This is a genomic window from Noviherbaspirillum pedocola, from assembly GCF_016632335.1.
GTDB lineage: Bacteria > Pseudomonadota > Gammaproteobacteria > Burkholderiales > Burkholderiaceae_D > Noviherbaspirillum_A > Noviherbaspirillum_A pedocola.
Genome location: NZ_JAEPBG010000002.1, coordinates 31208 through 47547, shown reverse-complemented (window position 1 = coordinate 47547; position 16340 = coordinate 31208). Strand labels below are relative to the sequence as shown.

Genomic DNA, 16340 nt, shown 5'->3' with positions numbered 1-16340 from the left:
CACAACTAACAAGGCAAGCCGCGCGTTTCAGCACCGCGCTCCCAGCTCCAAGCTCCACTCAAGAGGAAAACGCATTGAAACCGGAACCGACGCCTGCGCCGCCCGTGGGTGACACAACGGCCGCCTCGCTGCGGATGTCCTGATCCGCAACCGCAATGACCGACCATGCAACGCGAACATCCTTTCGACCGGCCAGCACCAGATCGCGGAATGCCATTTGACGACGATCCGGCATCGGTGCTGGTGGTGGACGACAGCGACATCAAGCGCCGCGCCATCTGCGCCCTGATCGAATCGATGCATCTGCGTGCCACCGCGGCAGCTTCCGGACGCGATGCCCTACGCCTGCTGCTCAAGCAAGATTTCGCGGTCATCCTGCTGGATGTGCGCATGCCGGGCATGAGCGGCCTGGAAACCGCGGAACTGATCCACTCCCGACCACGCTCGGCGCACACGCCGGTCATCTTTCTCACCGCTGAGGCCGCGTCCGAGGCCGATCGTTCGCTTGGCTATACCGCGGGCGCGGCAGACTATATCGCCTCGCCGATCATTCCCGAAGTGCTGCGCGCGAAGGTGCGAGTGTTCGTGAACCTGCATCACATGCAACGCCGCCTGTTGCGCCAGACCCGGGAATTGCAGGAGTCGCGCCAGATGCTGCGGCAACTGGCCTTGCACCAGGAGCGGGTAAAGGAAGAGGAGCGCAAGCGCATCGCCCGCGAGGTGCATGATGAGCTCGGTCAGAATCTGCTGGCGCTGCGCATCGATGCCGCGCTGCTGGAAGCCCGCACCGCCGGCAGCCATGCCAACCTGAACCGCAGGGCGCAGCTGGCGCTGACGCAGATCGACGCGACAATGCGCAGCGTGCGCAACATCATCAACGACCTGCGTCCGCCGGTGCTGGATCTGGGTCTGTTGGCTGCCATCGAATGGCAGGTCAGTGAATTTCGCCGCCGCAGCGGCATCGAGTGCAGCATTGAAATCGGCAAGCCCTCCGGCACGGGGGGCGCGGATGTCGACTTCGACGCCGGCCTGGACGAATGTCGTGCGCTCGCCCTGTTCCGCATCCTGCAGGAATCGCTGACCAATGTGCTGCGCCATGCGCGGGCCAACAGGGTGCGCATCCTTCTGGGCCGCCACCCCGAGCAGCTCATGATGCAGATCATCGACAATGGCGTCGGCATCGCGCCGCAGGCCGTGGACAAAAACCGCAGCTTCGGCCTGCCCGGCATACGCGAGCGTCTGCATACGCTGAACGGCACGCTGGAGGTTCACAGCGCGCCTGGCGCCGGGACTGCGCTGTTCATTGCCATTCCGCTGGAAACGACGGAGCGTGAAGTGCCGAATTTCAGGAATTGCGGCGCGGATAACCCTGACTCAGGATGCGCTCCCACACCGCATCCTTTTCCGTTTGGCTCATGAATACCCAGTTGGCGACTTCGGCCACGGTGCGGCCGCAGCCGCGGCAGACGTCGTCGAACGTGGTCGAGCACACCGCCACGCAGGGCGTGTCCGGCCGATTCGGAGGAAGTTTCTTGTCGGAAGACATCAGTTGAAGAGTCGAAAGAGCGCTGCGAGCGGGCGGATGGGGTCGAAAAAAGCTGCCTATTGTACCCGGCGCGTTGTCACTTCCTGCGCCGCGCCGAGCGCCGCCGCCAGCACCGCTCCCGATACCGGCTTGGACAGATGCTCGTCGAAGCCGGCGTCCAGGGCACGCTGCCTGTCCTCGGGCTGGCAGTAGCCGGAGAGCGCAATCAGGCGCATGCCGCGGGTTCTCGGGTCGGCGCGCAGACTGCGCGCCACGCCATAACCGTCCAGGCCGGGCAAGCCGATGTCGACCAAGGCGGCGTCCGGCTGATGTTCCCGCGCAAGCCGCACGCCTTCATCGCCATTGGCCGCCTCGTACACCCGGAATTCCATCGCCGACAGCATCGCCGAGAGCATGTCGAGGCCGTCGGGATTGTCCTCGACGACGAGCACGCTGGCGCCGCCGCCTGCGCGCTGGGCCGGGCCGAAAGTGGCTTGGCGTTCCCGCGCCAGCGGAAGACGCACGACGAACACGCTGCCGCATCCGATGCCCGCGCTGTCGGCGCTGACTTCGCCGCCATGCAGCCGCACCAGCTGGCGCACCAGCGCCAGGCCGATGCCTAGCCCGCCCTGCGAGCGGTCGAGGGAATCGGCGCCCTGCACGAACACATCGAAGACCCGATCCAGCAGATCGGGCGCGATGCCCACGCCGGTGTCGCGCACCGTCAGCAGCGCATGGGCGCCGTCGACGCTGATGGCGATATCGACGCATCCGCCCGGCGGCGTGTATTTCAGCGCGTTGCCGACCAGGTTCGCCAGGATCTGCTCGATGCGCGTCGGGTCGGCAAGAATCGGCGCCGGCATCGATCGCACCTGCAGTTGATGCCCGCTTGCGCGGCCGGTGGCCTGCAATCCCTGCAGGTAATCGTTGAGGGCCTCGGCCAGGTCCAAGGGCTTGCGCTCGAGCACGACCTTGCCATTCATCAGCCGCGACAAATCGAGCAGATCGTCGACGATGTGCGCCAGGTGCATGCTCTGGCGCCGGATCACCGCCCTGGCGCGTTCGCCCGCCTCCTTGGATGCCTGCGGATGGTCCAGGAGGCCAATGGCGCTGCTGATGGCCGACAGCGGATTGCGCAGTTCATGGCCGAGCATCGCCAGGAACTGGTCCTTGGCGCGGTTTTGCGTTTCCGCTTCGCGGCGCGCGGCGCGTTCGCTGGCCAGAAGCAGCGTACGTTCGGACTCGGCCCGCGCGCGCGACTCGGTTTCCGCGTGCAGCAGGCCACCGGCTTCGGTCAAGGCCGCATGCAGCCGGTCGAATTCGAGCACTCCCGAGCTGTAATGCCGCGGCATCTCGCGCCGGCCGAGCATGGCCGCCGACGACACCGCGCGTTCGATGGAGCGCACCAGACGCCGGGAAAACGCCACCGCCACGATCACCGCGCACAGCACCGCGGCCACCAGTCCGATTGCCGCCATCTTCACTGCACGCCGCGCGGCCGCTTCGATGATGCGCACCGGCACGCCGACGGCAATGGTCCAGCCGGATAGCGCGGAATGAGTATAGGCATCGTAGACGTCGACGCCGTCGCGGGTCAGGTGCCGGACGATGCCTTCGCCGTTGGCTCGGGCAGCGTCATAGAGTTCCTGCCGGACCGGTTTGCCGGCCATTCCGCGGCCGCCCGGCACGCGCGCAATCGATATGCCGTTGCGGTCGAACATGCCGATGATCCAGCCCTGCGGCAACTTCGCATCGGCCAATACCCGGTCGAATTCGCCGGCAAGAAAGGCCTGATCGATCACGTAGCGCGGCTGGCCATCGATGAATACCGGCACTTCGATGGCGACCACATAGTCGTTGGCCAGCGGGCCGCGCTTCAGGTCGGTGGCCTGCATGCGCTGTTCCTGCAGCAGCTTCACGCCGATTTCGGGATGGTCGCGCTTCGGCAGCGGCGTACCTAAAGGCACGTGGGTGTTGACGAGCTGCTGGCCGTCGCGGTTGAAGAGCACGGTCCAGGAAGCGCCGCCTTCATTGGCCAAGCGCGTGCGTTGATCGAATTCGGGGAGATTGCCATTGATGAGGCTGGTCGATGTCGCCAGCGTACGGGCGCGCGATTCGGCAACCGCAAGCTCGCGATCCACCGCCAGCGCCACGGCGCGCGAGCTTTCCTGCAGACCGCGCAGCGCCGCCGCACGTTCGGCGCGCAGCAGCATGTCCAGGCCTATCGTGGAAAACAAGACGATCGGTACCAGCACCGCCAGCGCCATCAATGCCAGGTAGGCGCGGGCTTTCATCTGCGCTCCGGCCGGTATTGTGGTGCGGCAGCCGCAGCTGCTTCAGGCTGGTTCATCGCCCTCTCCGGAGCCGTATTGCGGGTGTGGAAACGCCGGGTCGTGCCCGGCGGACGGTACTTCAGGATGCCGCACTGGTGCGCCCGGGTCCGGGCCGCGACGCCGCAAAGCGCGTTGCCGGCAATGCTGTCGCCGCGCAACAGGCCCAATCATAACAGTGTGTTAATTCATCGCATCAGTTTCACGCTGATCACTCAGCATTTTTGCCAGGCGCAGCGCCGCGACCAGTTCACGCCGAGCCGCTTCCTGTGCCTGCGGCTCCGCGAGCCGCAGCACATAGGACGGATGCCAGGCCGGGATGACGATGAGATCGCCTTGCGCAATCGCCCTTCCCTGCATGTTCGCCATGCTTGCCGGGGCGCCGCCGAGCACTGCCCGGGTGGCTGTCGCGCCCAGCGCCAGGATCACCCGCGGCTTGACCGCCGCGATTTCCGCGCGCAGCCAATGGCCGCAGGCGTCGACCTCGGCCTGGGCCGGCGTCTTGTGGATGCGGCGCTTGCCGCGCGGCTCGAACTTGAAATGCTTGACCGCATTGGTCATCCAGGCTGCGTCACGCGACACGCCGGCCTCGTTCATCGCCGTGCCGAGCAGGCGGCCGGCCGGACCGACGAAGGCAAGGCCGGCGATATCCTCGGCGTCGCCCGGCTGCTCGCCGACGATCATCAGCCGTGCTGATTCCGGTCCAGCGCCCGGCACGGCCTGCGTCGCATGGCGCCACAAGTCGCAATTGCGACAGGCGTCCAGCGCGCTGGGCAGCTCGCGCAGCGGCTGCGCCCGCGCCGCGTCCACCCGCACCTGCGCGCCTTCGCGCTGCCCAACCTCGCCGGCCTGGGCGATGCGCCGGGCACCGGTCGCGGCACGGCTGACGAGATTCGGAATCAGCGCCGCTTCCGGCAGGTTCTTCCAGTAGCGCACTGGCATGTGCATTTCCATTGCCGCGGTGTTCAGGCGCGCCGGATTGCAGATGCTGCGGTAGTAAGTCAGCCACAGTGCTTCGGTGACATCGTCCGGCCGCTGCGGCCTTGTCGCCGGCGCCGCGCCGAAGCGCAGATGCTCGCCATCGCTGGCGGCGCTGCCTGCGGGCGTGGCGATGAGCCAGCTGGCGCGGCCCATGCGGTGCATGAAATGCGCCGCGCCCAAGGCCAGGATGTCGTGCTCGGGTTCGTACCAGGCGACGAAGCGCGGCGCGCCCAGCGCTTGCGGGCGCTCGCGAAAGCGCAGGAAAGCATGCATGTGATGCATTTCCCGCCGCACCGCCTTGACCATCGCCGCCAGTCGCGCGCCATCGGCATCGGCCGGGGACAGCACCGCGCAATCGCCTTGCCGCCAGCGCCACAGCACCCGGTACAGGAATGCCCAGCGCTCTCCGTCGCGAAAGGCAGCGGCCTCTTCCAGCATCTTCAGCAGCGAGGCCGGCAGCGACAGCGGCGCCCCTGCGGGCAAGTCCTGCCTTGTCGGCTCGCCCCCGGCGTCATCGCCGAACAGGCTGTCCGCATGCGCCGCCTGCCAGCTCACTTCGTGCGGCGCCACGCCGGCGCCCAGCAGCGCCCGGGCGGCGTCGCGCCATTGCGCAAAGCTGTCCGCGCTGACGATGCGCATCAGGCCGCCTCTTGCAGCGCCGGGAACAGGCTCATCTGTGCCGGCGCATCGGCCAGCTCGCGGCGCAGCAGTTCGGACGGCAGCGTGTCCTGGCGCGGCCGGTAATCCGCGGTGATCACGAAGGGGCGCAGCTTGGCCATGGCGCAGCGAAGCCGCGACAGGTCTTCATAACGGATGCGGCGATGCCGGCGCAGCTCGACGATGCGCTGTGCGCTTTTCAGGCCGATGCCCGGCACGCGCGCGATCATGCGCAGCTCGGCGCGATTCAGGTCCAGCGGAAAATGCTCGCGGTGCGCCAGCGCCCAGGCGAGTTTCGGATCGATGTCTAGGGCCAGATTGCCCGGCTGCGGCAGCAGTTCGCTGGCGCCAAAACCATAGCCGCGCACCAGGAAATCGGCCTGGTACAGCCGGTGTTCGCGCATCAGCGGCGGCGGCTTCTGCGGCAGGCCGTCCGGGCTTTGCGGTATCGGCGAGAACGCCGAATAGTAGACGCGCTTCAGGCGATAGGCGCTGTACAGGTTTTCGGCGGTGGACAGGATCGCGCTGTCATCGCTGTCATCCGCGCCGACGATCATCTGCGTGCTCTGCCCGGCCGGGGAAAACGCCGGCGCCTTCGGCTCCTCGGCCTTTTCATCGATGCCTCGCCGGATGCCGCCCATCGCAATGCGTATGGTGCGCAGATTCTTTTCCGGCGCGAAGCGCGCGATGCCGGCTTCGGAAGGCAGCTCGATGTTCACCGACAAGCGATCGGCATAGCGCCCCGCTTCGGCGATGAGTTCGGGCGCGGCATCCGGAATCGTCTTCAGGTGGATGTAGCCGCGAAAGCCATGCGTCTCGCGCAGGGTTTTCGCCACCAGCACCAGCTGCTCCATCGTGTAATCGGCCGAGCGGATGATGCCCGAGCTCAGGAACAGGCCGTCGATGTAATTGCGCAGATAAAAATCCATCGTCAGCCGCACCACTTCCTCGGGCGCGAAGCGGGCGCGCGGCACGTCGCTGCTGCGCCGGTTCACGCAGTACTGGCAGTCGTACAGGCAGAAATTGGTGAGGAGAATTTTCAGTAGCGACACGCAGCGGCCGTCCGGCGTGTAGCTGTGGCAAATGCCAGCGCCACCGGAAGCGCCGAGGCCGTCACGGCCTTTCGAGGAGCGAGGCGCGGCGCCGCTGCTGGCGCAGGAAGCATCGTACTTGGCAGCGTCGGCGAGGATTTCGAGCTTGTCGATCAGTTCCATCGGCGTCGGGAAAGGGCTGTATGGGAATACAGCATTTTACCTGAAAGGCGGCGCTCTCATGCGCTTCTCCGCTGTAGAAACCCGGCATTGCAGCCGACATGCGGGCGAGCGAAATGTGACTTTTGGTTGACACAAATCATTTACAGTCATTTAATTCCCGGCTTGCATGAATATGCCAATCCCCGGGTCTGCGTCGTCTCGTTCGCCTCGAGCCTTGCGCCGCCTGCTTCCTCGAACCGGATGACAAGGAGCCCTCATGACGCGCATGCCCGCGCTGACGCTGTACTTCGACGGACTTTGTCCTTTCTGCGTCGCGCAAGCACGGCGCCTGAAACGCTGGAACGGCGCCCGACGCGTCGCGTTCATCGATATTGCACAAGCCGGTTTCGACCCTTCCACGCTTGGTGTGGAGATGGCGGCGCTGCACCGCGAATTGCATGGCAAAACCGGCGACGGTGAAGTCCTGACGGGCCTGGACTGCATGATCGCCGCCTACACGCTGCTCGGCCGGGGATGGATGGTATGGCCATTGCGATTGCGGCCGCTGCGTCCCATTCTCACGTGGCTCTACCGTGGCTTCGCCCGGCATCGGTACCGGATTTCGAAGCGTCTCGGCATGGGCCTGCCGGTGCAATGCGATGGCAAGCGCTGCGACATCGGCCATCCCTTCACGAATGCCCGACACGGAGATCGCAAATGAATGCACATGGAAGGCGTCGCTGGATGATCCGTTTGCTGTACACGATTGCACTGGCCCATCTCGCGGTCGGCGCTCTGCTGCCATGGCTTGCCGATGCGCCGCTGCTGGACGAGTACTACCGGCGCATCGGCGCGGCATTCTGGCATGCGACCCCGCCCGCCGAGTCGCGGGCGTTGCAAGCCTGGTGGATCGCCATGTGCGGCCCGACCTTTCAAGTCCTCGGCTTATGGATGCTGCTGATGATGCATCAGGCGGACCGCCACCGCGACGCCAGGCTCTGGCGCTGGCTGATTGCCGGCCTGTTGCTCTGGGCGCCGCAGGACGTGCTGATATCGCTGCGCGCCGATTGCTGGCCGCATGTGTGGCTGGACGCTCTCGTTCTCGTCCTCATGCTGCCGCCGCTGCTATGGCTGCAGCGGCATGACGCAGCGCACTGCTGGCGCTCCGCTGCAGGCATCGCATCCTGCTGACGCAATCCGCTCCCGCCACATGCCAAGTTCGAAGCACACTCTTCAAGGGGAAGCGCCACCATGAACACGCATGTCCTGGCCCTGCAGTTGATGGCCGCGCAAGGCTGCCTCGGCGCCTTTGATACCGTCTACCATCACGAGCTGCGCGAAGCGCTACCGCAGCGGCCGGGCGCAAAACGCGAACTGGCGATTCATGCCACGCGCGCGCTGATCTATGCGCTGCTCTTCATCGGGCTGGCTTATTGGGAATGGCACGGTGTTTGGACGATTGTCCTGATGAGCGTATTCGCCGTTGAAATTCTCCTCACCCTCTGGGATTTCGTCGTGGAGGATGGCAGCCGGCTGCTGCCGGCAACGGAACGGGTTGTGCACACGGTGCTGGCCATCAATGGCGGCGCATTCATCGCGCTGCTGGCGCTGCATGTTCCCGACTGGCATGCCAGACCGAGCAGCCTCAGCTGGCATGCGCACGGCTGGCTGAGCGTGTTTCTCGCGCTGTGCGGCATCGGCGTGGGCATCGCGGGATGGCGCGATGCCTGCGCGGCGCGGCGGCTGGGCCGCATCGAGGCCGCCGGCGATGCCGCGCCCATTTCCTTCGATGACGTAAAACGGACAGTGCTTGTGACAGGCGCAACCGGATTCATCGGCCAGCGTCTGGTCCGCGCGCTGCTGCGGGAGGGTCACGACGTCATCGCGCTGACGCGGCAGCCGAAGCGCTGCGCATGGCTGTTCGACGGAAAACTGCGATGCATCGCATCGATGAGCGCGCTGCCGCCGACGGTGAAGGTCGACGTCATCATCAATCTCGCCGGGACGCGCATCCTGGGCTGGCGCTGGACCGGCAAGCGCAAAAAGGCCTTGCGCCAGAGCCGGATCGGAACGACGCGAAGCCTGGTGCGCTGGATCGACGAAGCCAGGCGCAAACCATGGCTGCTGCTTTCCGCTTCCGCGGTGGGCTACTACGGCATTCAGGAAATCGGCGAGCAAACAGCCCTGGATGAATCGACGCCGCCGCAACCGATGTTCATGTCAGCCTTGTGCCGGGATTGGGAGGCGGCGGCGAAAGCAGCCGCGCGCCACGGCGTGCCGGTGGAATGCCTGCGTTTCGGATTGGTGCTCGGCATGCAGGGCGCGCTGCCGATGCTGCTGTTGCCGATCCTGCTGGGTCTGGGCGTGCGGCTGGGAAGCGGCCGGCAATGGATCTCCTGGATACACGTGGACGACGCGGTAGCAGCCATCGCGCACCTCTGGCGGCGCGCGGCCGAAAGATCGCAAGTCCTTGCACCGGACAGCGCCGCCGCGGTCGGCGTCTGCAACCTCACTGCCCCCGGATGCGTCACCCAACTCGGCTTCAGCCAGGCAGCGGCGCGCATCTGGCGCCGGCCCTGCCTGCTTCCCATCCCGGCGTGGCCGCTGCGCCTGATGCTCGGGGAACAAGCCGATCTGCTGCTGGAAGGGCAGCGGGTGATTCCGGCGCGGCTGCTGCGCGAAGGTTTCGTTTTCCGCTATCCCGATGTTGAGTCTGCGCTGCAAAGTTTGAAATGAGCGAGATGGCTGCACGCATTACGTGCCAATCTCCGAGCCAATGAACATCGGTTCAGCACTTTCTTCCTCAGCCATCGGTAACCGATCTCAGCGTGGAACCAAGGCGCACGCCAGTCGCGCCGCAGGCATCCAACGGCTTTCCCTATTTCTTCCCTGCCGTGTCGATTTTTTTAACATTACCCTGCAGAAATTAATGTCATAAATTGCAACTTGTTGATTTCAAGGAAATATTTCTCTCTGGCACAACAGTTGCTTTATGAAAAGCAAGCATGTTGGAGCACCAACAGCAGACATCAAACAGGGAGAGAAAATGAGCAAGACGAAACAACTGGTCCAGGTGCTGGTACTGGCCGGCATACTCGGCGGGTCGGCAGCGGCGCATGCGGAGTTGATCTCAACCCAGAACATCACGTTCAGCGGTTCCGCCTTTGTGACGGATGCCGAAGGCACCCCGACGACGACCACGGTCAACAATGCATCCCTCGGTACCGCTCCGATAACGGCATTCAGCAGCAGCACTGGCGTGTTGACCGGCGTCACGGTGAACCTGTCCGGCACGCAGACGCAAAGCACACAAACCACTGCCACCGCCGGATCGGGCACCGGCAGCAACGACAATGTCACCGCTTCCGGCACTGGCTCGAGCAGCGTGCAAATCTCGGCCACCGGCATCCCGAACACCACGACCTCAGTGTTGACGCAGGCAGATTCGTGCACGGACAAGATCAAGAACGGCTGCACCGGCGCGGCGACGGAGAATAAACAGAATTTCGCGGTGACCAATGCAGCCGTGTCCGCCGGCAGCCTGAACAGCTATGTTGGCGGCACGCCGGGCATCAGCTTGAGCGCGCCCACCCTGTCGGCATCGCAGACGACCGCTGCCTTCTATGGCACCGATTCCACGACGTCGACGGTCAGCATTTCCGGCACCGGCAGCGTCGTCTACAACTATCTGCTCCACGCCCTGGGTTCCTTTAAAGGCGACACGCAGGTAACCAGCCTCAACCTGGATTTCGGCACCGTGTTCCAGGGCGATATCGATCCGACACTGAACTTCAGCGTCTTCAACCTGGCCAATGCGAACCGCAACGGCCTGGACCTGGATTCGGTCTCGGGTATTGGCAACACCACGCCGCTGACGACCACTTTCAGCCCCGTGACCGCCCTGTCCCAGGGCACATCGACGATGTTCTCGGCCATGCTCGACACCGCGAACCTCGGCACCTTCAACGCGGTGTACACCTTCAACCTGTCCGACGCCAACGTCGGCGCCTCGTCGACCTGGCAGAATTCGACGCTGACGCTGAACCTGACCGGCAAGGTAGTCGCAGTCCCCGAGCCGCTCAGCATCGCGCTGCTCGGCGCAGGCCTGCTCGGCATCGCCGCCAGCCGCCGCCGCAAGGGCTGAACGCAGTCCTGTCGTTACCAGCCCCGCCCAAGTGGCGGGGTTTTTCATTGGCGGCCAGCCATGAACCCTTTGCCGCCACGCCCTCAAATCCGGTAATCCACCCTCTCCGGCCGCCCCGGCAGATGCAGCCGGCTCGTCGCCGGCGCGCTTTCCGCGATCACCCGCCCGGCGCGAAGCACCGCCAGTCGCGGAGCACGCAGCCGTATCGCCTCGATGGGATCGCGCGCGCCCAGCAGCACCAGGTCGGCGCGGCAGCCGGGCGCGATGCCATAACCTTCTAGTCCGAGTATCTGCGCCGGTGTTTCCGTCACCGCGGCAAAGCAGGCGCGCATACCCGCCTGGCTCGTCATCTGCGCCACGTGCAAGCCCATGTGCGCGACTTCGAGCATGTCGCCGCTGCCCATGCCGTACCACGGATCGAGCACGCAATCATGACCGAAGGCCACCGGCACGCCAGCGGCGATCAGCTCCGGCACGCGCGTCATGCCGCGCCGCTTCGGATAGGTGTCGTGCCGGCCCTGCAGCGTGATGTTGATGAGCGGATTGGCAATCGCCGCCATGCCGGATTCGGCCATCAGCGGCAGCAGCTTGGAGACGTAGTAGTTGTCCATCGAGTGCATCGAGGTCAGGTGCGAGCCGGTCACCCGGCCCTGCAGGCCGAGGCGCTGCGTCTCGAAGGCCAGGGTTTCGACATGGCGCGACAGCGGATCGTCGGTTTCATCGCAATGCATGTCCACGCGGAGGCCGCGCTCGGCGGCCAGTTCGCACAACATGCGCACCGACTCCGCACCCTCTGCCATCGTGCGCTCGAAATGCGGTATGCCGCCGACCACGTCCACGCCCATGTCGAGCGCGCGCCTCAGGTTGTCGAAGGCGCCGGGCGAGCGCAGCACGCCGTCCTGCGGAAAAGCCACCAGCTGCAGATCGAGATAGGGCTTGACCTGGCGCTTGACCGCGAGCAGCGCTTCCACCGCCAGCAGGCGCGGATCGCAGACATCGACATGGCTGCGTATGGCCAGCAGGCCGCGCCCCACCGCCCAGTCGCAATAGGCCAGCGCGCGCTGCGCCAGCGCTTCCTGGGTCAGCTCGGGCTTGAGTTCGCCCCACAGCGCAATGCCTTCCAGCAGCGTGCCGGATTGATTGATGCGCGGCTGGCCGTAGGACAGCGTGGAATCCATGTGGAAATGCGCGTCGACGAAGGGCGGGCTGACGAGCTGGCCGGCGCAGTCGATTTCCTGCACGGCGGTGGCATGCAGGCGGGGTTCAAGCGCATCGATGCGGCCGTCGGTGATGGCGATATCGAGGCCGGTGCGGCCGTCGGGCAAGGCGCAGTTGCGCAGGATGAGATCTGGCATGGAAACTCCGGGAAAAGGAACAGGCCCGTAGGGTGGGCGCAGCCCACGCGGACGTGCGCAAGCACCGCGTGGGCTGCGCCCACCCTACGAAACTTCGAAATCTATAAACCACAGCTCGTAGGTTGGGCTGACAAGCCCAACGTGCTTTCCGCCCGCGAACGTCCAATGTTGGGCTTGGCAGCCCAACCTACGACAGTCAAAGCCCGCATCCCCTGAGCACCAGCCCCTTCACATGTTCGGCCGCCCGACGCATACCTTCTCCATCCAGCGCCGGCACATCCAGCACCGCGCAGACTTGCGCATCGAAGTCGGCATAGGTCTGCGTCGCGGCCCAGATCGTGAAGAACAGGTGCTGCGGATCCACCGGCGCCATCCGGCCCATTGCGATCCAGTGCCGGATGACTTCGGCCTTCGCCTCGATCAGCGCGCGCAGCTCGCCACGCAATACATCGCCGATTTCGGGCGCGCCATGCAGGATCTCATTGGCGAAGACACGCGATGCATCGGGATGACTGGCCGACAGCCGCATCTTCGCGTCGATGTACTCGCCCAGCGCGCTCTTCGGATCGCGCTCGACGCAAATGCCGTCGGTCGGCGCCAGCCACAGCGCCAGGATGTGGGTCAGCACCGCGCGATAGATCTCGCGCTTGGTGCCGAAGTAATAGTGCAGATTCGACTTCGCCATGCCGGCGCAGGTGGCGATCTCGGCCATCGTCGCGCCCGCATAACCGGCGCGGGCGAAGACACGTTCGGCGGCGCGCAGGATGCCGGCTTCATTGAGCTGGCGGATGCGTCCTTTGGCTCGTCCATCACCGCGCACCGCGTCAGTCGCATCGACGCTGCTCGCGCAGGCTGGCATGGCGGCCACGATCAATGTCAGCGCGTGCCGAACATCCTGTCGCCAGCGTCGCCCAGGCCGGGCACGATGTAGCCGTGCTCGTTCAGGCGCTCGTCCAGCGCGGCCGACATCACCGGTACGTCCGGATGCGCGCGCTGCAGCGCCGCCAGGCCCTCGGGCGAGGCCAGCAGGCACACGTACTTGATGCTGGAAGCGCCGCTTTCCTTCAAGCGGCTCAGGGCGGCGATCGCCGAATTGCCGGTGGCGAGCATCGGATCGACCACGATCACCAGGCGCGAGCCGATGTCGTCCGGCATCTTGAAGTAGTACTCGACCGGCTCCAGCGTTTCCGGGTCGCGGTACAGGCCGATGTGGCCGATGCGCGCGGCCGGCACCACGTCGAGCATGCCATCGAGCATGCCGTTGCCGGCGCGCAGGATCGACACCAGGCACAGCTTCTTGCCGCTGATGACCGGCGAATCGATCGCTGCCAAGGGCGTTTCGATCTGTATCGTCTCGGTCGGCAAGTCCCGGGTGACTTCATAGGCCAGCATCTGGCTGATTTCGCGCAGCAGGCGGCGGAAATTGTCGGTGGTGGTTTCCTTGCTGCGCATGTAGGTCAGCTTGTGCTGGATCAGCGGATGGCTGATGACGGTGAATTCGGAGCTCATCGATTCTTCCTTTACTCAAAACACGGTGCCGTCGCTGGCGATGCGCACCGGCGGGCCGCCGCCAGGACGGCGCTCGGCCGCGATGCGGCGTCCGGCGGCCCAGGTGCCGCCTTCCAGGATGCGCGCCAGCGGAAAACCCGCCGCATCCACGCCCAGCTCGGCGCGCACCGCGTCGGCCAGCCTATCCAGCGCGATCACGGTCAGGGCGCGCCATTCCACCACAGCCTCCTCCTCCACTGTCAAGAGGCGGGAAAGAAAAGACGGATCGCGCGGCGCGAGCACGCCGAAGTCCAGCAGCAGGCCGCCGTTGCGGTATTCAGGCAAACCGGTCAGCGCATCGAGTCCGGTCACCTCGAGCCCCGCTTGCTCCAGCGGCTCCAGCAGCGAGTACGTCAGCCATTGCGTGAGCTTGTGGAAAGGCACCAGGCCATCGCTGCTGCCTGAATGGCGCCAGCAATCGCCGAGCGACACGCCATCCAGCACGATGCGCCCCGGCCATACCGGCCCCAGCGTGGCAAGCAGGGTTTCCAGCACCAGCGATGCGGCTACCGTGCCGTTCTGCGCGCGCGCGGCCAGCCAGTCAAAGAGATTGCCGAGCCGGGCCGGAGTTCCGAATACCTGCGGCGCAGCGGCGATGGCCGCGCCCAGCCGCTGCAGCAGCGCGGCGCGGCCCGACAGGCCAACCAGTGCATTGCCGACGCCGGCCTGGAAGGTTTGCGCCAGCGTGCTTTCGGTGAAATCTTGGAGCGCCGCCGCATCCGCGCGCAAGGGCTGCTTCGGGTCGCTTGACAATGCGCCGCTGGCGAACAAATTCAGGCTGGCCACGCCCAGGCCTTCGGAACGCCCGAGTTCCATGCCGCTGCCGGCATCGCGATAGCGCCACTCGGCGCCGGCGCCGGCATCGAGCAGCACGCTGGGAATGACGAGGTCGATGCGCGCACGGGCCAGTTCCGCGCCCGACAGGCCATGGCTTTGCGCCAGCGCCCCCCAGCGATCGACGCCGCCAGCTTCGAAATGGCGCCAGCGGCTGTGGTAGGGCACGTTCAGATCCGGATAGCGCAGGCGGATGGTGTCGGCGACGTAGGCCGCGGTCTCGGGCAGCCGCTGCGCATGCCAGAGGAAATGCGGCGCGCAGCCGTCTTCGGCCAGCGCCATGATCTCGGCGCAATGGCTGCGCACCGCGTCGGCGCGCAGCAGCGCCGCGGCATCGGGCTGCTTCATTCGGCCAGTCCCCTGCCCTTGGGCAGCGCCAGTTCGTCGCTGGCAGCCGGCGTGTAGGTGGCGAAATAGCCGGCGGCGACCTTGGCATCCATCTCGACCCGGGCATCGGCCGGGATCAGCTCATCCGGAATCGGCACCCGCTCCACCACTTCGATGCCCTGCTCCACCAGCGCGCCGTGCTTCATGTTGCTCATCGAGGCCCAGCGGTCGATGCGGCGTATGCCGAGCCAGTGGAACACATCCGGCATCAATTCCTGGAAGCGCATGTCCTGCACGCCGGCCACGCACTCGGTGCGGGCGAAATAGGTTTCGGCGCGGTCACCGCCGACCTGGCGCTTGCGCGCGTTGTACACCAGGAACTTGGTGACTTCGCCCAGCGCCCGGCCTTCCTTGCGGTTGTAGACCACCAGGCCAACGCCGCCTTCCTGCGCCATCTCGATGCAGACTTCGATGCCGTGCGCCAGGTACGGCCGGCAGGTGCAAATGTCGGAGCCGAACACATCCGAGCCATTGCATTCGTCATGCACCCGGCAGGCCACGCGGGTCTCGGGCTTGCCGAGCTGGGTGATGTCGCCGAAGAAGTAGAGCGTCATGCCGCCGATCGGCGGCAGGAAGACCTTCAGATCCGAGCGGGTGATGAGTTCCGGGAACATGCCGCCGGTCTGCTCGAACAGGTTGCGCCGCAACAGGCTTTCCTTGATGCCGAAGCGCTCGGCCACGCCGGGCAAATACCAGACCGGATCGATGGCCGCCTTGGTCACGCGCACGTCGCCGTTGGCCATCAAGATCTGACCATCGGGCCGCAGCCGGCCGGCGTCGATGGCGGCCTTGAGCTCGGGCATGTTGATGTGGGCCTTGGTAATGGCAATCGTCGGGCGGATGTCCACGCCGGCGGCGATCTGCTCGGCAAAGGCGCTCGCCACCATGTGGCCGTACGGATCGAGGGAGACGATGTTTCTCGCGTCGGCCCACTGCGGATGCGGACCGATCGCTTCGGCCGGCGCGGTGTCGGTGAAATCCGGGCGATGACCGCGATCGAGATTGCCGGCGGCCACCGCCAGCGCACGATAGATCGCATAGGAACCGGAATGGGTGCCGATCGCATTGCGATGCTGCGGCGCGCTGACGCTGGCGATGATGGGCCCGCGCTGTGCGGGCGTGGCGGCGCCCCATTGGATGGGATGAGCCGCGGCCGCGCCGCTGCCCCGGGAATGCGACGTCAACATGATGTGACCGGACATGATCGGGTCTCCTCTGGGAATACTGCGCTGGGTTGTTCGGTGTGACGCCGGTGCGTTTCCTGACCGAGTGGTCAACTTTATTCCTCTTTGCAGGAATTGTGCCTGCGCTTCGCCAAGGTTTTTTCGCATTTTTGTGCGGAAAATCAGCAGCGCTCGTGGCCGCTGCACCAGCGATGCGCGGCGT

Annotated in this window: 15 protein-coding genes; 5 read left to right on the top strand and 10 right to left on the bottom strand. The window is 65.7% G+C overall.

Annotated elements, in window-relative coordinates:
* Window positions 1-58: 58 nt before the first annotated feature.
* The gene (locus JJB74_RS05360; protein ID WP_200590817.1) at window positions 59-217 is read right to left on the bottom strand and encodes a hypothetical protein; all 159 of its coding nucleotides are present in this window, start codon (window positions 215-217) and stop codon (window positions 59-61) included.
* Here JJB74_RS05360 and JJB74_RS05355 point away from each other — a divergent pair.
* Window positions 211-1419 (top strand): ATP-binding response regulator, encoded by a 1209-nt coding sequence (locus JJB74_RS05355; RefSeq protein WP_200590816.1) that lies wholly within the window; start codon window positions 211-213, stop codon window positions 1417-1419. The genes JJB74_RS05360 and JJB74_RS05355 overlap by 7 nt on opposite strands.
* On the opposite strand, the gene JJB74_RS05350 is transcribed toward JJB74_RS05355, so the two are convergent.
* From JJB74_RS05350 to JJB74_RS05335, 4 genes are all read right to left on the bottom strand, one after another.
* Window positions 1346-1546 carry a DUF1289 domain-containing protein gene (locus JJB74_RS05350; protein WP_200590815.1) on the bottom strand — a complete coding sequence of 67 codons (201 nt, stop codon included), beginning with the start codon at window positions 1544-1546 and terminating at the stop codon, window positions 1346-1348. The two genes, JJB74_RS05355 and JJB74_RS05350, sit on opposite strands and share 74 nt — an antisense overlap.
* A gap of 56 nt (window positions 1547-1602) precedes the next feature.
* On the bottom strand, window positions 1603-3819 hold the full coding sequence (locus tag JJB74_RS05345) for a hybrid sensor histidine kinase/response regulator (protein WP_200590814.1): 2217 nt from the start codon (window positions 3817-3819) through the stop codon (window positions 1603-1605).
* A 219-nt stretch (window positions 3820-4038) separates the two neighbouring features.
* The gene (locus JJB74_RS05340; protein ID WP_200590813.1) at window positions 4039-5475 is read right to left on the bottom strand and encodes a UdgX family uracil-DNA binding protein; all 1437 of its coding nucleotides are present in this window, start codon (window positions 5473-5475) and stop codon (window positions 4039-4041) included.
* The gene (locus JJB74_RS05335) at window positions 5475-6707 is read right to left on the bottom strand and encodes a putative DNA modification/repair radical SAM protein (RefSeq protein WP_200590812.1); all 1233 of its coding nucleotides are present in this window, start codon (window positions 6705-6707) and stop codon (window positions 5475-5477) included. The genes JJB74_RS05340 and JJB74_RS05335 overlap by 1 nt, the downstream gene beginning before the upstream one ends.
* 256 nt (window positions 6708-6963) lie before the next feature.
* On the opposite strand from JJB74_RS05335, the gene JJB74_RS33080 reads away from it, so the two are divergent.
* From JJB74_RS33080 to JJB74_RS05320, 4 genes are all read left to right on the top strand, one after another.
* Window positions 6964-7407, top strand: coding sequence for a thiol-disulfide oxidoreductase DCC family protein (locus JJB74_RS33080; RefSeq protein WP_234483996.1), 444 nt, complete (start codon window positions 6964-6966; stop codon window positions 7405-7407).
* On the top strand, window positions 7404-7877 hold the full coding sequence (locus JJB74_RS33075) for a cell division protein (RefSeq protein ID WP_234483995.1): 474 nt from the start codon (window positions 7404-7406) through the stop codon (window positions 7875-7877). The genes JJB74_RS33080 and JJB74_RS33075 overlap by 4 nt, the downstream gene beginning before the upstream one ends.
* 60 nt (window positions 7878-7937) lie before the next feature.
* Window positions 7938-9422, top strand: coding sequence for a TIGR01777 family oxidoreductase (locus JJB74_RS05325; RefSeq protein ID WP_200590811.1), 1485 nt, complete (start codon window positions 7938-7940; stop codon window positions 9420-9422).
* Between the two features lie 310 nt (window positions 9423-9732).
* Window positions 9733-10830: a PEP-CTERM sorting domain-containing protein gene (locus JJB74_RS05320; RefSeq protein ID WP_200590810.1), complete on the top strand. Its 1098-nt coding sequence runs from the start codon at window positions 9733-9735 to the stop codon at window positions 10828-10830.
* An 83-nt stretch (window positions 10831-10913) separates the two neighbouring features.
* Here the strand turns inward: JJB74_RS05320 and JJB74_RS05315 are convergent, their stop codons facing one another.
* From JJB74_RS05315 to JJB74_RS05295, 5 genes are all read right to left on the bottom strand, one after another.
* Complete coding sequence (locus JJB74_RS05315; RefSeq protein ID WP_200590809.1) at window positions 10914-12185, bottom strand: amidohydrolase family protein; 1272 nt, start codon at window positions 12183-12185, stop codon at window positions 10914-10916.
* 196 nt (window positions 12186-12381) lie between these two features.
* A complete protein-coding gene (locus JJB74_RS05310) occupies window positions 12382-13044 on the bottom strand; it encodes a TetR/AcrR family transcriptional regulator (protein WP_200591353.1) in 663 nt (220 codons plus the stop codon).
* A gap of 17 nt (window positions 13045-13061) precedes the next feature.
* The gene (gene upp, locus JJB74_RS05305; protein ID WP_200590808.1) at window positions 13062-13694 is read right to left on the bottom strand and encodes a uracil phosphoribosyltransferase; all 633 of its coding nucleotides are present in this window, start codon (window positions 13692-13694) and stop codon (window positions 13062-13064) included.
* A gap of 15 nt (window positions 13695-13709) precedes the next feature.
* Window positions 13710-14915, bottom strand: coding sequence for a URC4/urg3 family protein (locus JJB74_RS05300; RefSeq protein ID WP_200590807.1), 1206 nt, complete (start codon window positions 14913-14915; stop codon window positions 13710-13712).
* Window positions 14912-16156, bottom strand: coding sequence for a GTP cyclohydrolase II (locus tag JJB74_RS05295; RefSeq protein WP_200590806.1), 1245 nt, complete (start codon window positions 16154-16156; stop codon window positions 14912-14914). Before JJB74_RS05295 ends, JJB74_RS05300 begins: the two co-directional genes overlap by 4 nt.
* Window positions 16157-16340: the final 184 nt, after the last annotated feature.

What these genes read in the sequence shown, in the direction of transcription:
- JJB74_RS05355 (WP_200590816.1), top strand. Translation starts at nt 211, where the DNA reads ATGCCATTTGACGACGATCCGGCATCGGTGCTGGTGGTGGACGACAGC.
- JJB74_RS05360 (WP_200590817.1), bottom strand. Translation starts at nt 217, where the DNA reads ATGGCATTCCGCGATCTGGTGCTGGCCGGTCGAAAGGATGTTCGCGTT.
- JJB74_RS05350 (WP_200590815.1), bottom strand. Translation starts at nt 1,546, where the DNA reads ATGTCTTCCGACAAGAAACTTCCTCCGAATCGGCCGGACACGCCCTGC.
- JJB74_RS05345 (WP_200590814.1), bottom strand. Translation starts at nt 3,819, where the DNA reads ATGAAAGCCCGCGCCTACCTGGCATTGATGGCGCTGGCGGTGCTGGTA.
- JJB74_RS05340 (WP_200590813.1), bottom strand. Translation starts at nt 5,475, where the DNA reads ATGCGCATCGTCAGCGCGGACAGCTTTGCGCAATGGCGCGACGCCGCC.
- JJB74_RS05335 (WP_200590812.1), bottom strand. Translation starts at nt 6,707, where the DNA reads ATGGAACTGATCGACAAGCTCGAAATCCTCGCCGACGCTGCCAAGTAC.
- JJB74_RS33080 (WP_234483996.1), top strand. Translation starts at nt 6,964, where the DNA reads ATGACGCGCATGCCCGCGCTGACGCTGTACTTCGACGGACTTTGTCCT.
- JJB74_RS33075 (WP_234483995.1), top strand. Translation starts at nt 7,404, where the DNA reads ATGAATGCACATGGAAGGCGTCGCTGGATGATCCGTTTGCTGTACACG.
- JJB74_RS05325 (WP_200590811.1), top strand. Translation starts at nt 7,938, where the DNA reads ATGAACACGCATGTCCTGGCCCTGCAGTTGATGGCCGCGCAAGGCTGC.
- JJB74_RS05320 (WP_200590810.1), top strand. Translation starts at nt 9,733, where the DNA reads ATGAGCAAGACGAAACAACTGGTCCAGGTGCTGGTACTGGCCGGCATA.
- JJB74_RS05315 (WP_200590809.1), bottom strand. Translation starts at nt 12,185, where the DNA reads ATGCCAGATCTCATCCTGCGCAACTGCGCCTTGCCCGACGGCCGCACC.
- JJB74_RS05310 (WP_200591353.1), bottom strand. Translation starts at nt 13,044, where the DNA reads ATGCCAGCCTGCGCGAGCAGCGTCGATGCGACTGACGCGGTGCGCGGT.
- upp (WP_200590808.1), bottom strand. Translation starts at nt 13,694, where the DNA reads ATGAGCTCCGAATTCACCGTCATCAGCCATCCGCTGATCCAGCACAAG.
- JJB74_RS05300 (WP_200590807.1), bottom strand. Translation starts at nt 14,915, where the DNA reads ATGAAGCAGCCCGATGCCGCGGCGCTGCTGCGCGCCGACGCGGTGCGC.
- JJB74_RS05295 (WP_200590806.1), bottom strand. Translation starts at nt 16,156, where the DNA reads ATGTCCGGTCACATCATGTTGACGTCGCATTCCCGGGGCAGCGGCGCG.